This is a genomic window from Pullulanibacillus camelliae, assembly GCF_014642655.1.
Lineage (GTDB): Bacteria > Bacillota > Bacilli > Bacillales > Sporolactobacillaceae > Pullulanibacillus > Pullulanibacillus camelliae.
In genome coordinates, this window is the sequence record NZ_BMIR01000012.1 from 1 (window position 1) to 14,939 (window position 14,939).

At 42.7% G+C, this 14,939-nt stretch carries 14 protein-coding genes; 3 read left to right on the plus strand and 11 right to left on the minus strand.

The features are described from left to right. The first annotated feature begins 117 nt into the window (after positions 1-117). Both IEW82_RS12515 and IEW82_RS12520 read left to right on the plus strand, forming a co-directional pair. Complete coding sequence (locus IEW82_RS12515) at positions 118-996, plus strand: helix-turn-helix domain-containing protein (protein WP_188694638.1); 879 nt, start codon at positions 118-120, stop codon at positions 994-996. Positions 997-1,143: 147 nt separating this feature from the next. Further along, positions 1,144-2,496, plus strand: coding sequence for a transposase (locus IEW82_RS12520; protein ID WP_188694641.1), 1,353 nt, complete (start codon positions 1,144-1,146; stop codon positions 2,494-2,496). Positions 2,497-2,739: 243 nt separating this feature from the next. Here IEW82_RS12520 and glnA read toward each other — a convergent pair whose 3' ends face one another. The 3 genes from glnA to IEW82_RS12535 form a co-directional block, all read right to left on the minus strand. Beyond that, positions 2,740-4,077, minus strand: a complete 1,338-nt coding sequence (gene glnA, locus IEW82_RS12525) for a type I glutamate--ammonia ligase (RefSeq protein WP_188694644.1) — start codon at positions 4,075-4,077, stop codon at positions 2,740-2,742. 33 nt (positions 4,078-4,110) lie between these two features. After that, entirely contained in the window at positions 4,111-4,530 is a 420-nt protein-coding gene (locus IEW82_RS12530; protein ID WP_188694647.1) for a MerR family transcriptional regulator, read from the minus strand. A gap of 713 nt (positions 4,531-5,243) precedes the next feature. Further along, entirely contained in the window at positions 5,244-5,576 is a 333-nt protein-coding gene (locus IEW82_RS12535) for a zinc-binding dehydrogenase (RefSeq protein ID WP_188694875.1), read from the minus strand. On the opposite strand from IEW82_RS12535, the gene IEW82_RS12540 reads away from it, so the two are divergent. After that, positions 5,543-5,830 carry a MerR family DNA-binding protein gene (locus IEW82_RS12540; protein ID WP_188694650.1) on the plus strand — a complete coding sequence of 96 codons (288 nt, stop codon included), beginning with the start codon at positions 5,543-5,545 and terminating at the stop codon, positions 5,828-5,830. The two genes, IEW82_RS12535 and IEW82_RS12540, sit on opposite strands and share 34 nt — an antisense overlap. A 167-nt stretch (positions 5,831-5,997) precedes the next feature. Here IEW82_RS12540 and IEW82_RS12545 read toward each other — a convergent pair whose 3' ends face one another. The 8 genes from IEW82_RS12545 to mutL all read right to left on the minus strand — a co-directional run bounded on the left by IEW82_RS12545 (position 5,998) and on the right by mutL (position 14,912). Then, complete coding sequence (locus IEW82_RS12545) at positions 5,998-7,275, minus strand: methionine gamma-lyase family protein (RefSeq protein ID WP_188694653.1); 1,278 nt, start codon at positions 7,273-7,275, stop codon at positions 5,998-6,000. After that, positions 7,268-8,533, minus strand: coding sequence for a GTPase HflX (gene hflX / locus IEW82_RS12550; protein WP_188694657.1), 1,266 nt, complete (start codon positions 8,531-8,533; stop codon positions 7,268-7,270). Before hflX ends, IEW82_RS12545 begins: the two co-directional genes overlap by 8 nt. Before the next feature lie 88 nt (positions 8,534-8,621). Continuing rightward, positions 8,622-9,608 carry an AAA family ATPase gene (locus tag IEW82_RS12555; protein ID WP_188694660.1) on the minus strand — a complete coding sequence of 329 codons (987 nt, stop codon included), beginning with the start codon at positions 9,606-9,608 and terminating at the stop codon, positions 8,622-8,624. Positions 9,609-9,852: 244 nt separating this feature from the next. After that, positions 9,853-10,086, minus strand: coding sequence for an RNA chaperone Hfq (gene hfq / locus IEW82_RS12560; RefSeq protein ID WP_188694663.1), 234 nt, complete (start codon positions 10,084-10,086; stop codon positions 9,853-9,855). A 40-nt stretch (positions 10,087-10,126) separates the two neighbouring features. Continuing rightward, positions 10,127-11,056, minus strand: coding sequence for a tRNA (adenosine(37)-N6)-dimethylallyltransferase MiaA (miaA, locus tag IEW82_RS12565; protein WP_188694666.1), 930 nt, complete (start codon positions 11,054-11,056; stop codon positions 10,127-10,129). 88 nt (positions 11,057-11,144) lie between these two features. Next, positions 11,145-12,029, minus strand: a complete 885-nt coding sequence (locus IEW82_RS12570) for a DUF1002 domain-containing protein (protein WP_188694669.1) — start codon at positions 12,027-12,029, stop codon at positions 11,145-11,147. Positions 12,030-12,157: 128 nt separating this feature from the next. Next, positions 12,158-12,823, minus strand: coding sequence for an MgtC/SapB family protein (locus IEW82_RS20315; protein ID WP_188694879.1), 666 nt, complete (start codon positions 12,821-12,823; stop codon positions 12,158-12,160). A 184-nt stretch (positions 12,824-13,007) separates the two neighbouring features. Further along, entirely contained in the window at positions 13,008-14,912 is a 1,905-nt protein-coding gene (gene mutL / locus IEW82_RS12580; protein ID WP_188694881.1) for a DNA mismatch repair endonuclease MutL, read from the minus strand. Positions 14,913-14,939: the final 27 nt, after the last annotated feature.

A 14,939-nucleotide genomic window follows, 5' to 3' on the forward strand; every position in this document is an offset into this window, starting at 1 on the left:
ACATACACCCGAAGATCATCCGCCAGGTACAAGAACAACGACTTCAAGCGGCATAAGCCTTGACGGAGTACTGATGGTTTTTGCGAACTTTACTTGACACTAACAGCTGAATTTGATATGGATTCAAAAAGACTCGGAAAAGAAATAAAATATCTTCGAAAAGAGAAGGGAATAAATCAAAAAGAATTAGCTGAGGGAATATGTACACAATCTGCCATTAGTCAGATTGAATCAGGTGAAATATTTCCAAGAATTGATACATTATATTATTTGGCAGCAAAATTAAGAGTCTCTATAGATTTTTTTTTATCAATTTTATTTCATGAAAAGCATAATTACATAAACAATACAAAAGCATACATCCAGATGCTTTCGAATAAAAAGCAATATGATGAATTATATTTTTTTTCAAAAAATGAACTTAAAAATAATAAATTACACTCAGAATATCACCAATTTCTACTATGGCATTATTTTATGTCATCCTACTATTTAAAAAAAATTAATTACTCTCAATGTATAAACGAACTAAAAAAGCTCATTACTTTAGCAAGTATTCATGAAAAATATGAGTTAATTGATTTGAAGATAATGAACGCTATAGCTAATCTACATGCTGAAAATGAGGATTACACTTCGAGTATAGAAATTCATAATAAGATAATATCAATGGAGGACATACCTGAAGAAGAGTTTTATAAATTAAAAATAAAAGTTTTATATAATAAGTCAAAAACACTTTTTAAAATAGGAGATACTAAATTATCACTTAAATCCTGTGAAGATGCCTATAAAATTTCCACAGAGAAAGAAAGTCTTTTTTTATTAGGACAAATTTTTTTTCAAAAAGGACAGTGCCTAGAAAAGTTCACAAATACAGACATTTCATTAATCAAAGAATGCTATAAAAATTCTTTGATATTTCTTGAAATTTTCAAAATGGACTACTACATAAATATTATTAAAAAAGAAAAACAACAATACCTTTGTTCATAGCAGAAAAAAATCAGTTAAAAGAGTCAATTTCATGAATCTAATCCCTTACAGGACAAGGCTTTCAGAATGTAAAAAAGGAGGTACCTCCCCAAATCTCGAAATAGTTAAGTACGACCAAAACTTTTTCAGATTGGAGGAACGCTCCCTATGTCTATTATACGACAAGGAAGCCTGTTTGACCTGCAAGATTTATATGATTTAGAACCTACCCAACGCTATGATGCTATTTTGTCCGAATTTGATACGGACTCAATCCTTCACAAGGTTAATAAAAAGTCTTGGTTAGGTGCACCCACTGAACTCAATTATGCAGCGATGATCAACTCACTTCATATCCGTATCGTTGAACGTATCCCAACCGTTAAAGATCTGATCAAACGTTTAAAAGATGATTTTATTTTTAAACTAAATTGCGGATTCCTTATTTCTGATCGTGTACCGTCAGAAGCCGCCTATTCAAGACTTATCACCAAGCTTGATGCTTCCATTGTTCTAGAAGAAGCCAATGAAACCGTGGTGAACCAAGCGATTTCTGAAGGATTCATTACGGATGATGCCGTTGCCCTTGATGCCACACACTTCGAAGCACGAGATCAAGCGCATCCAAAAGAGGAAAAGCCGGCAACCGTGCCCAAGAAGCGTGGTAGGAAGTCAAAAGCAGAACGGGAACAATGGCTCATTGACCAAGCTGAACAGGAAGCTAATCTGCCCATTTTCGAGAAGAAAATTGAAGCTCAACTGGATGTGTCGCTCGACGAACTTCGGGCCACTCTCCCACAGAACCCGCAATGGGGTGTCAAGAAAAATAGTGAAGGTAAAAATGTCTTCTGGTACGGGTATAAAGCTCATTTAGCTGTCGGCACCCAATCCCAATACATTCTCCAATCCCTATTTTCTTCAGGGAACTTGAATGATGGGAAAGCGGCCATTCCTTTATTAAAAGGGATAGCTGAGCGTTTACCACTCCCGTCTCTAAACTATGCCATGATGGATGCAGGTTACGATTTTGAGCCTATCTATGCACAAAATCATCAAATAGGGCTCCAATCCGTCATTGCCTATAATAAGCGAAATGAGCCTGAGCCTATAGGATTTGACAAGCATTTCGTTCCAACTTGTGTAAGAGAACATTCCTATCGTTACGACAGCTATGATGCTAAATACGAAACATTGAAATATACGCGGCCAAAGGAATGTGTGGAGTGTCCTTTAGCGCAGGACGATCTTTGTCAAAAGGTCTATAAAGTGAAAATCACCACAGACTTGAGGCGGTATACGGCACCTGCCCGTGGTTCAAAAGCTTGGAAGACCTTATTCAAGCAACGAACCGCTGTTGAACGAGTCAATGCTTATCTCAAAGAATATTTTCAGCTTAACAATGTTCGTTATCGGACAGGTAAACGTGCGAGAGTTCATTTTAATCTTGTGACGCTGGTTTATAATGCTTCAAAATTGGCTTGTGATCGTATCAATCAATTGTTAATTCAACAAGCAGCCTAAAACGTATTTCCGCAATTAAAGAAAAGCACATCATTTTTTTAAAACGAAAAACTGAAATTCTGCTTCTATGACTTTCTAATCAAAAGCAATTATGAAATTGATTCATGTATGAGATCCTTGAATAATTTTTTCCGAAAATAAAATCGGGCAAATTTCGGGCAGTAGATGAATTCACTATTTTTAGAGTGCAATCGACCGATAATAAAAAACCCTCAACACAAGGAGTGTCAAGGGTTTTGGCTATTAATAACTGTTAAGATACTGTTCTCTTTCCCAAGGGTGAACTTGTGTGCGGAACATATCCCATTCGATTTCTTTCGCTTCAAGGAAGTTTTGAAGGGCGTGCTTGCCAAGAGCGTCGGTCATGACTTTGTTTTCTTTCATGATGTCAAGCGCTTCTTTTAAGTTAGCTGGTAGGTCTGGAATGCCAGCGGCTTCTCTTTCTTCCTTATCCATGACATAGATGTTACGATCGACAGCAGGTGGCGGGGTCAATTGATTTTTAACGCCATCTAAGCCAGCTGCAAGCAATCCAGCCATTGCAAGATAGGGGTTAGCAGAGGGGTCAACGCTACGCACTTCAACACGTGTGCTTAAGCCACGTTTCGCAGGAATACGAATGAGCGGGCTACGGTTTTTCATCGACCACGCAACATAACATGGTGCTTCATACCCTGGAACAAGACGCTTATAAGAATTGACCGTTGGGTTAGTGAGAGCGGTAAAGGCTTGTGCATTCTTAAGAATACCAGCGATGAATTGCATGGCAGTTTCGCTAAGCTGAGTCCCTTCAACGTCTGGGTTAAAGAAAGCATTTTCACCGTCTTTAAACAAGGACATATTGGCATGCATACCGTTACCATTGACACCGAAAAGTGGCTTTGGCATGAAGGTTGCGTGCAAACCATGCTGACGAGCGATGGTTTTTACAACAAGCTTAAAGGTTTGAATATTATCACAGGTTGTAACAGCATCAGCATATTTGAAGTCAATCTCGTGCTGACCAGGCGCAACCTCGTGGTGAGAAGCCTCTACTTCAAAGCCCATGTCTTCAAGCTCTAATACGATGTCGCGACGACAATTTTCGCCTAAATCGGTTGGGGCTAAGTCAAAATAGCCGCCCTTATCATTCAGTTCAAGCGTTGGCTCGCCTTTTTCATCAAGCTTAAATAAGAAGAATTCTGGCTCAGGTCCGATGTTAAAATCAGTGAAGCCTAGCTTATGCATTTCTTCTAGCTGACGCTTGAGAATGTATCGAGGATCTCCCTCGAATGGCGTGCGGTCTGGGTTGTAAATATCACAGATCATCCGCGCAACTTTACCTTTTTCAGAAGTCCAAGGGAAAACCACCCATGTATTTATATCTGGATAAAGCAACATATCCGATTCTTCAATACGGACAAAGCCTTCGATCGAGGAACCATCAAACATGATTTCGTTATCCAGTGCTTTCGGTAATTCATCAACAGGGATTTCCACGTTTTTGATAATGCCGAGAAGATCAGTGAACTGCAAGCGAATAAATTTTACATTTTGTTCTTTTGCTAAGCGAAGAATGTCGTCTTTTGAGTAGTTACCCATCTTTTCTCCTCCCAATCTCGTAAAAAAATTCTATCAGTGAAAAAATCGCGATAGTTCCCCTTGGATAATAGAGGTCTTCCCGTGTTTCCCCGCATCGAACAAGCCTTGCTTCAACAATTTTCTAAGCTCATCATCTGAGAGATCCGGCTTTCTATATTCCGTTTCGGGACTTTGTGTGTCAGACACAGAAGCACTCGTCAACTCTTCTTGTTGTTTCATTCCAAGAACATGTTGGATACCAGCGAGGTTCACACCTTTATCGAGCAAGGCTTTGATTTCTAATAATCTTTCAACATCGTTAAAAGAAAATAATCGCCGATTCCCTTTGGAGCGTTCTGGTGTCACAAGATGATGTTCTTCATAATAACGGATTTGTCGTGCTGATAGTCCAGTTAATTCCCCTACAATGCTCATTGAAAATAGCGGCATATTTCGACGAATACGGTCATCCACACAAATTCCTCCTTCCAAGTTTCTAGTTCAATTATAGTAAAGTGACTTTTTCCTGTCAACAGATGTTAAGTTTTTTAACACAAAAATTTTTTGAAAATTAATGAAGGTAAAAAAGTTGTAGAATCATCCTTAAAATTTAAGAAAAACCGGGCAAGAGTCCTATCCTTACCTAAGCATAGGCATCCTATTCGTAAGATGCCTTATTGCCAAATCGAGCGGATTAGAGCGCAAGTCATCCATTACAACATGAGTTGAGGCCATTAAAGATGATCGGCTACAACCGGCACATCCAGTGGCAATGTCAAAGCTATCACATTCATACCACCTCAAAAAGTAAAGAACATTTTTCGGGGATCCCGATTGTGCATCGGAGAAAGCGAACTGCCTGGAGTGGAAACGTGCACCGTCGGGATGACCAGAAATTTCATACTTTTGTATGAAAACAAACGTATTTCTTCTAGTAGAGCCTATATCGTCTGGTCAATACCGAACGAAGACATACACTCTTATCAAAAGGTTCATGGTAGAGGGTGCAACGCGCATGCGAAGCGGACGGTGATTTCTGATTTTTCAAAAAACTCTACACCTTCAAAAGGCATAGCGTTTAATGCTTATATTTTTACTCCTTTATTCAGCATGTCATCCTAAGGAGAGGCTGTACACCAGCACTATCCTACATAAAGAGTGCATGTGAAAAGTAAGCTATCTCTACATTAGTTGCCAGCAGGTAGGAGAATTAGCTTGCCATGGGCATGCCCACTTTCACTGATGTCGAGTGCTGTGCGCCATTCATTAAGCGTGAAAGTCTGGGCAACCGGGATAGTGAACTTGCCATCAGCAGTGTATTGAGCGAACTCGCCAAGAACAGCATAGTTCTGGGTCTGATCCATGGAGAACTCAGTGAAGGTGGTGCGCACGCCAAATTCAGCAGCTGCGTCGAAGTCACTAATGGTTAGGACACGGCGGGGATCATCAGCGGCGATCTGGATAAGAGCAGGTAATACTCCACTCGGTGGAGCTGTATCTAAAACCAGGTCAACCGGGATTTCCGGCCAGTTCGATCAAGAGGCTGCAGAGCGTTGGTTTTTCTCTAGGCGAACTGACGGAACTCTTTCAAGAATACGCTGTGAATAACCTTACAGTTTCAAAAGGAATTGAACTCGTTGAACGTTTTCGTGAAAAAATACATGAGATCGAAAAGAAACAGATCGAATTAGAGGAGATCCGCAGAGTCCTTGATAAAATGTTGGCGGCTAAAATTTCATTGCTTAACAAACTTGAGGATGGAAGCAACTTTTGATAACAAATCGATATAAGATATGTCACAGTGTATTCTCAGAAGAGCCTAAGGATTTGGTTATGTGGATTTATATACATTCAAATATTAGAAAATAAAATTGCCTCCAGCACAGACAACTTCTGTGTTGGAGACACATTTATACTAAAGGAACTAGCATTTTTTCATATTTACTGGGCCTGTCCAACTGGAAGCATCCCTTTTTCCATCAGTGTATCGATAGCAAATAAAATCGCATACTTGACATGAGCAAAGGTTAAGCCCCCCTGAACAAAAACCGTATAAGGCTCCCTTAATGGACCATCAGCAGAAAGCTCAATACTGGCCCCTTGGACAAATGTTCCCGCCGCCATGATAACAGGATCATCGTAGCCAGGCATCGGACTTGGCACCGGCTTAACATGAGCATTAATCGGCGAGCATTGCTGGATGGCTTGACAAAAAGCCACCATGCGTTCGGGATCATGAAAGGTCACCGATTGCACAAGGTCTGTACGTTCTTCATGCCATAAAGGCTGCGCCATCATCCCGACAGCTTCCATGCTGGCTGCAGTGAACAGCGCACCTTTTAAAGCTTCAGCAGTGACATGTGGCGCTAGGAATAGGCCTTGATACATTTCCGGCAGCATCCCAAGCGTGGGACCAACTTCCTTGCCCAGTCCTGGCGCAGTCAAGCGTTCCGCACAATGCGCGACAAGGTCTTGATTGCCAACAATATAGCCGCCCACTCTCGCTAGACCTGCTCCGGGATTTTTAATAAGTGAACCCGCCATTAAATCAGCTCCCACATGGCAAGGCTCCAGCGTCTCAACAAATTCACCATAGCAATTATCCACAAAAACGATGATATCTGGGTGCTGCGCTTTAATGCGTGTAATCGCGCTCTGAATCGAGCGGATAGAGAGAGAAGGACGGTCACCATACCCTCGTGACCGCTGAATGGCCACCATTTTTACTTTAGGGGTGATGCGGCGACAGACTTCTTCCACATTAATCGTCCCCTTGTCCAATGCTACAATTCCGCAATCAATATTAAAATCTTTTAGAGAGCCATGCCCCCCTGCCCTCAAGCCGATGACACTCTCTAAGGTGTCATAAGGCTTGCCTGTTATGTATAGCAGCTCATCTCCAGGACGCAGCACACCGAATAAAGCCACGGTAATGGCATGCGTGCCGGAAATTAATTGAGGCCGGACGAGGCCGGCCTCTGCTCCAAACACCTCTGCGTACACCGCTTCTAAAGCTTCTCTTCCGAAATCATCATAGCCATAGCCTGTGGTACCTTGGAGGTGAGCATCACTGATTTGCTGATGGCGAAAGCTGTTCAGCACTCGCCACTGGTTCTGTTCAGCGCGTTGATCAATCACCTGTAGCTGACTTGATAATTTTTCCATTGCTTGTTTCTCTAATGCCATTAATTGTTCTGAATGATGAAACGTGTCAAACATGATCTTCCTCTTTCCCTTCTACATGCTGGAGCGCTAATTGTTGGTACAGTGGGGACTGTCGCCACACAAAGCCATCATACTGATGCGCTTCCTTCTCATCATCCCAGTGATGTTCTGTCACAATCGTCTCCGTGCGGAGGCGTGCAATTAAACCACCATCGCCCGCTTCTACTGTTGCCCGATATGGTGCGGATTGTTCAATGATTTTATCTTGAATATACTGTTTGATGCGCGCTAAGTCGACTGCATCAAAAGCTGATATAAACAAGCCATCCTTAGGTAGGGTGAACGCCTTTGGATTCGCAATAGCATCCCTCTTATTGAAGAGCACAATCGTTGGGATTTGCTCTGCGCCAAGTTCATTTAAAAGCTTTTCTACAGTCTTGATGTGATTTGGGTGATCAGGATGAGACGCATCCACAACATGGAGGAGTAAATCCGCCTCCTGTACTTCTTCCAGCGTTGAGCGAAAGGCTGCCACAAGCTCTGTTGGGAGATCCTGAATAAAACCAACTGTATCTGTCATTAATGCATTTAAACCATCAGGGCAGCGAAACCGTCTTGTTAAAGGATCCAGCGTGGCAAACAATTTATTTTCTTGCAGCGTGTCAGCGTCTGTCAATTGATTAAATAAAGTCGATTTACCAGCATTCGTATAACCGACTAAGGCGATTTTAAAGGTTTGATTTTTCCTGCGACGGCTGCGATATTGCGCGCGATGTCTCACGACTACACCGAGCTGTTTTTTGATCTCGCCGATACGGCGCCGAATATGACGGCGGTCTGTTTCCAGCTGCGTTTCGCCAGGACCACGCGTCCCGATCCCCCCACCTAGACGCGAAAGGGAAAGCCCAAGCCCCGTAAGCCTCGGCAATAAATAATTCAACTGTGCCAATTCCACTTGAAGGCGGCCCTCTCTAGAACGCGCCCGTCCTGCAAAGATATCAAGAATAAGCTGCGTGCGATCAAGCACTTTGACTTCTAAAGCTGTGGCAAGATTCGTTTGCTGACTCGGTGATAGTTCATCATTAAAAATCACTGTATCCACGTCAAGCTCCTGACAAAGCTGTTTCAGTTCTTCCACTTTACCAGAGCCAATGAAGGTCGCAGCATCTACTCTCTGCCTTGCTTGTGTTAATGTCGCCTTAACACTGCCACCTGCGGTTTTTGTCAGGCTTTCTAATTCCTCCATTGAATAAGAAAAGGCCTCATCTGAAAGCGCAGGGTCGCGGCGTCCGGCAAGAATGACCTCTTCCATTCTCTATCCGTCTCCTACCTTTATGAATGTGTCGATTGAATCGAATGATAGTGCTACATTGAGATATCGTCTATAATTAAGTCATGCCTCATTGTGACATTGTCGATTCATCCTGGTGATAATTTCTTACATCGTATGGTTTTTCCTTGCTCTCCTCAATGGTAATGTCAGTCGAGCGAATCGTCAACAAACTCAAGCGATCAGGCACGCCTTCACGCAGCAGTCTTACCGCCTGCTGACGGATCATTTTTTCCACTAGATTCCGGACATAGCGGCCATTACTAAATGTTTTTTCATGTTGATTGACCTTGAGCTTTAAATGGCGTTCTAATTTTTTGCGCGCTTCAGAGGTCAGTTTATATTCGCGCTCTGCAATCATCTGATCCGTGATGAGTGTGAGTTCGTGTTCATTATAATTTGGAAAAGAAATCTGAATTGGAAACCGCGAAGGAAGCCCGGGATTCATTTCCATAAAATGATCCATTTCATCGGAATACCCCGCCAATATAAGGACAAATTCACCTTTCTTATCCTCCATTTGCTTGACCAAGGTGTCGATAGCTTCTTTACCAAAGTCCTTTTCGCCACCTCGTGCCAAGGAATAGGCCTCATCAACAAACAAGATACCACCTTGTGCTTTCTTAACAAGCTCACGCGTTTTTTGGGCGGTCTGACCAATATATTCTCCAACGAGATCGGCTCGTTCTACTTCGATTAAATGTCCCTTGGCTAAAACCTCCATATCAGAAAATAATTCACCTAATAAACGCGCGACTGTCGTCTTGCCCGTGCCTGGATTGCCTTTAAACAGCATATGGAGTGCTTGATTTTCCGTTTTTAAATGATGCTGACTGCGGAGCCGATTGACGTAAAGCCACGCATAGATTTCCCTGACTGTTTTTTTGACTTCTTCCATCCCAACAAAACGATTCAGTTTTTCTTCAATTTTCTCCAAAGAAAAATGACGCGTGAGTGTTTCCTTTTGACCGGAAATCGGTTCATCATATCCTTGTTTGGCCTGATTCAAAACGACATTGATTTGCCCTTTTTGTTTAAAAGTAAACGTATCGGACACTGAGCTCACCTCACTGTTCTTTGGTCCAGTATACGATGCGCAAAAGCATTGCGTGACAGATGCCTAGAAAATAAAGACAACCAGCTCAGGTTCAGCCAGCGAAATTGCATCCATACCATCACTATATGATAAAGATGCATTAATTATATTGACTGTCTTAGATTTTATTCCTCTCAGTCCTATTAACTGGCATGCCCGATACGAGCAAAAACCCTCGGAGATGACTCCGAGGATTTGATAGACATTATTCTTCGTTTTGTTGCGTGAAATGTACGGGGCGTGAAGGTGCAAAGGTTGAAATGGCGTGCTTAAAAATGAGCTGCTGCTTCCCTTCGCTTTCGAGAAGCACGGTAAAATTATCGAAACCTTTGACAAGCCCTTTAAGCTGGAAGCCATTCAACAAAAACACGGTGACAAACGTCCCATCCTTCCGCAATTGGTTCAAAAAGCTATCTTGAATATTAACAGATTGTTTCATGATGAACCTCCTCAATTCTCTATATCTTTTATTTCGCCTTTTAATTCATTTTTCCTGCAACAAATTCCATGATTTTTGTCACTTTTTTTGTAAAGGTTTGTTCAACTTGATCCATTGAAAACCAATGGACCTGCATTTGATGCTTAAACCACGTCATTTGCCGTTTCGCGAAGCGCCGTGAATTTCTTTTGATTAAGCGTACTGCCTCTGCCTGATCATAGTGCCCAGAAAAGACGGGAAACAGCTCTTTATAGCCGATAGCCTGAGCCGCTTGGCTATTCTGAAGTTGCTGTTCAGCTAAGCTTTCCACCTCTTTCATCAACCCCTGAGCCATCATGAGCTCAACGCGATGATTAATACGCGCATAGAGCTCATCGCGATTCATGGATAGGCCAATGACAAGATGGCGGTATAACGGTTCTTTTACCTTCTCAGCTTCTGGTTCAAGGCTCGGATTCCGAGCTTTTTCAATCGCCCGAATGACACGTTTGACATTATTCGGATGAATGCTTTTTGCAGCATGCCTATCTGTCTCTAGTAAGCGTTGGTAAAGTGCCTTACTCCCATGCTCTGCAGCAAATCGCTCAAGCTCTTTGCGAAAAGCGGGATTGTGCGGTTCATCTTGAAAAGTATAATTTTTATAAAGCACCGCATTAATGTAAAGTCCTGTCCCACCGACGAGAATGGGCAATTTCCCGCGCTGATGAATAGCTTGAATTTGCCTGCGCGCATCCCTTTGAAAATCAGATACGGTATATGTATCACCTGGATCGACAATATCTAATAAATGATGAGGGATGCCCTCCATTTCCTCAGGTGTGATTTTTGCAGTACCTATATCCATGCCCCTATAGACTTGAAAGGCATCACCATTAATGATTTCACCATTAAAGGCTTTCGCTAACTCTATGCTTAATTTGGTCTTTCCAACGGCGGTCGGACCAACAATGACGATAAGATCATGTTTCACTTTACCACCACATTCTTTTCAGGTCCCTGCCAATAGTTTAGATAATATTTTCCAAAAATACAAGTTTTATTCTGAATCTCTTCGTTCATTACTGAAAGAGCGCGGCTATGGAATGAAAGAGTGAACGAATAAAATCCACGAGCTTGGCAAAAAATCCCTTGGCTTCATCTGAATTTAAAACTTGATTCAGCTTACCTTTTACCTTCTGCAATTGATCGCCAACTTGGTTCCAATTAATATGAAGGTCTTGCATTTTTTTGAATAAGTCAACAAGCTTTTGCACCTGGGCATCGGTTAAATGAATGCCAAGTTGATCTGCCGCCTCGCGAATGATCTTCTCGATGTCAGCATCTGTTTTTGGATTTTCCTTAGCCATTTTTTCTTTGATCAATGTCATCAGCTGTGCCGCTTTATCCTTACCAATACCATTATCATTGGCTAGCTTCGCCGTGGTGACCATTTCCTCATTGGCGACCTGCTTTTGCTGTTCAGGAATCACATCTCCTGTCGAAAGTTCGTAGGCTTTAATCAATCCCGTTAAACCCGCAGTCCCTGATACATCAAAAGGAGCCGTGACATAGACCTGTGCATCCTTCACACCCGCTGTCGCTAAGGCATTGATATACATATCATTGGAGACATAGGTAATATGATTGGTGCTGACAGACAACCCTGTATTCTTTTCTCCAATCGTAATTTTGGATGAGCTGATTGCCCGTGTTCCTATTTGTGCCTTGGGCAGATAGTTGTCAAGATATTTATGCTCTTCAGCATTCGTGACCTCGATGATCTGGGCATGATTTTGATCCACATTCATTTCTTGTAAAATTTGTTGTTTTTGCTGCGCTGTGAGATCCGCACCCAGAGTGACAATGGTATCCCCCGGCGCTGCGTCGGCATGAGCCAACTGTGGGGCTATCGAGAGCGCAATAATAATGACCGCTGATAAGATGAAATAAACAGCTCGATTCATCGCTTTCAATTCCTTTCTACATCAAAACACTGATAAAACTACACTATTGACCTGCATGTCAAAATGCCAATGATTAAGCTTTTACTATAATCAGAAAATGCCTGAAGGTCAAGGTCCTTTAGACATGATTATTTTGCCGAAAATTTGATGCCTTTAACACCGGAGAGATCCTGCAAGGATTTTGTGATCTGATTGTGATCAATCTCCTGTTCGCTATTATTCATTTTGACTTGGATAACATATGGAGAATCACTCGTTGTCTCTCTTATTCTAACAGCATACTCAGACACCACAAGGTTCATCCCAGACAGTCTGTCAATAATGGCCGATGTCAGCGTATTCGTTGTTGCATAGATCGCCAACTGATAAGATTTATTAGGCAAGACAGGTTTGAAGACACGGTTCAACAATTCAAAACCAAGAAGAACGAGGGCGGTACAGACGATCCCCACTGTATACATTCCAGCTCCAATGGCAAGACCGATCCCCGAGGTGGCCCATAACCCAGCAGCTGTTGTGAGCCCACGAACGGACTGTCTTTGTACAAGAATGGTGCCGGCTCCAAGGAACCCGATGCCGCTAACCACTTGAGCCGCGATCCGACTAGGGTCTAGTGTAATATTCTGACCTAAGACATCGGTAAAGCCGTATTTAGAAATGATCATAATCACTGCACTGCCCACCGCCACTAAAAAGTGAGTCCGCAATCCGGCTTCTTTTAATCGTTTTTCACGCTCGAAACCGATACAAGCGCCAAGTATCCCTGATAAAACTAAGCGGATCACCCATTCCATTTCCACCACAAATCCCTCCTTCGTTCTCCATTCTTAATTAAGTTGATGGACGGGTAAGCACATCCTTTCTTCATGAATGCATTCTATGTGGTTTTAAAAAAAGGAGAACCTTTTTTCAGATTCTCCGCTGAGATGTCCTTATTTTCACCACAAATCCCATGTCGAGTGAAGATTATGTGAAAAATCACATCACCCTTTTAAACATCTTTTCCATCTCATAAGTAGTAAATTGAATAATAACAGGCCTGCCATGCGGACAGGTAAAAGGGTCCTCAGCCTTCGCCAACTGGTCTAACAGCGCTTCGATTTCATCCATACGCAAATGGCGGTTGGCTTTGATCGATTTTTTACAGGACATCATAATGGCCAAATCCTCACGCAGTTTTTTTACAGAAACCTTCCCATCCTCTAGGATTTGCTGCACAATATCTTCGATGGTTTCCTGTTCCTTTCCTGAAGGTAACCACTGTGGATGCGCTCGTACAATATAAGAGTGCTCGCCAAACGGCTCAAACTGAAGACCGATACGCGCTAATTCCTCTTGAAAGTTGTCAATAATGGCAGCTTCTGAGGCAGTGAACTCGAAGGTCATTGGCATTAATAATTCTTGGACTTCTTGCGCTGTTTCTCCAACCTTTTCACGATAAAATTCATATTTGATCCGCTCTTGTGCCGCATGCTGATCGATGATAAATAGGCCTGTTTCATTTTGAGCCATGATATACGTTCCATGCATTTGCCCGATGGGATATAAGGCAGGCATACGCCGCTGTGGCTGTTCAGGTTCTACCTCAGCAGGCTCCAGAGCCTCTGCCAATACTTCGTCGCTCTGAACCTCTGCCGCCATCGAGCGCTCCGTTTCCACAGGTTCCTCCTCATAAAGGACAGGAGAAGTGTCAGGCTCAACGTGTTGTTCTAACACATCCACGGCAGCGGAAGACCTTTTCTCTTCTTTAACTATAGGGGCGTATGTTGCTGACCGTTCAACTTGATGAGCCGCGACCTCTTGACGATGCGCGGATGTATAAGGTGAAAGATCAAGGGCTTGCTGTTCGGAATAAGGCTTTTCTTCACGCGCTTTCTTTTGAACAGCTGGGATTAATTGCTCCCGGTGAAAGGTCTGTTTTACCGCTTGCTCTATAAGCTCACACAGCTCTTTTTCTTTACTCAGTCTTGCCTCTAACTTAGCTGGATGGACATTGACATCAATTAAAGTAGGGTCCATTGTAATCTGGATGACTGCAATCGGATAGCGACCAATCGGCAGTAACGTATGATAGCCTTTTAGCACCGCATTGAAAATCGCATAATTACGAATGTAACGCCCATTGATCAAAAGATAGACATATTGCCGACCTGCTCGGGTGATTTCCGGTTTAACCAAGCGCCCCTTCACCTCATAGTCCAAAGAACTAGCGTCCAAAGGCAAAGAAGCCCGAGCGGTTTGAACACCGTAAATCGAAGCCAACACCTGAGCGACATCGCCACTGCCGCTTGTGTGTAACAGCATCTTTTCATTGTGAAAAAGTTCAAGGCGGACTTCAGGATGGGCAAGCGCAATTTTATTTAACGTGTCGGTTATATTGGCTAACTCAGTATGAATAGTCTTTAAATGCTTAAGCCGTGCAGGTGTATTATAAAAGAGATTGGTGACAACCATTTCCGTCCCCCGCCGACCATGAGCACTTCCTGACTCTATAATCTGTCCACCATGAAGGACGAGACGCCTGCCTTCTCCATGCTCAGTCGCTGTTCGCATTTCAATATGAGAAACCGAGGCAATACTCGGTAATGCTTCGCCGCGAAAGCCTAAGGTACGAATATGAAACAGATCAGGCTCATCTTTAATTTTGCTTGTAGCATGACGTTCAAAAGCCAACTCACAATCATCGGGTTCAAAACCATGACCATCATCAGTCACTTTGATCTTTTGTAATCCACCTTCTTCAACTTCGATGCGAATTTGTTTTGCAGCAGCATCAATGGCATTTTCGACCAGCTCCTTAACGATTGAAGCTGGCCTTTCTACAACTTCACCCGCAGCAATTTTATTGGCTAAGGGCTCGCTCATTCGATGAATTCGTCCCATCATTCACACTCCTTATTTGCTGCTTTT

Excerpts from the sequence above, each read along its gene's own strand:
- hflX (WP_188694657.1), bottom strand. The coding sequence starts at position 8,533 with ATGGAAGAGGTCATTCTTGCCGGACGCCGCGACCCTGCGCTTTCAGAT.
- mutL (WP_188694881.1), bottom strand. The coding sequence starts at position 14,912 with ATGGGACGAATTCATCGAATGAGCGAGCCCTTAGCCAATAAAATTGCT.
- IEW82_RS20315 (WP_188694879.1), bottom strand. The coding sequence starts at position 12,823 with ATGGAATGGGTGATCCGCTTAGTTTTATCAGGGATACTTGGCGCTTGT.
- IEW82_RS12515 (WP_188694638.1), top strand. The coding sequence starts at position 118 with ATGGATTCAAAAAGACTCGGAAAAGAAATAAAATATCTTCGAAAAGAG.
- IEW82_RS12545 (WP_188694653.1), bottom strand. The coding sequence starts at position 7,275 with ATGTTTGACACGTTTCATCATTCAGAACAATTAATGGCATTAGAGAAA.
- hfq (WP_188694663.1), bottom strand. The coding sequence starts at position 10,086 with ATGAAACAATCTGTTAATATTCAAGATAGCTTTTTGAACCAATTGCGG.
- glnA (WP_188694644.1), bottom strand. The coding sequence starts at position 4,077 with ATGGGTAACTACTCAAAAGACGACATTCTTCGCTTAGCAAAAGAACAA.
- IEW82_RS12570 (WP_188694669.1), bottom strand. The coding sequence starts at position 12,029 with ATGAATCGAGCTGTTTATTTCATCTTATCAGCGGTCATTATTATTGCG.
- IEW82_RS12520 (WP_188694641.1), top strand. The coding sequence starts at position 1,144 with ATGTCTATTATACGACAAGGAAGCCTGTTTGACCTGCAAGATTTATAT.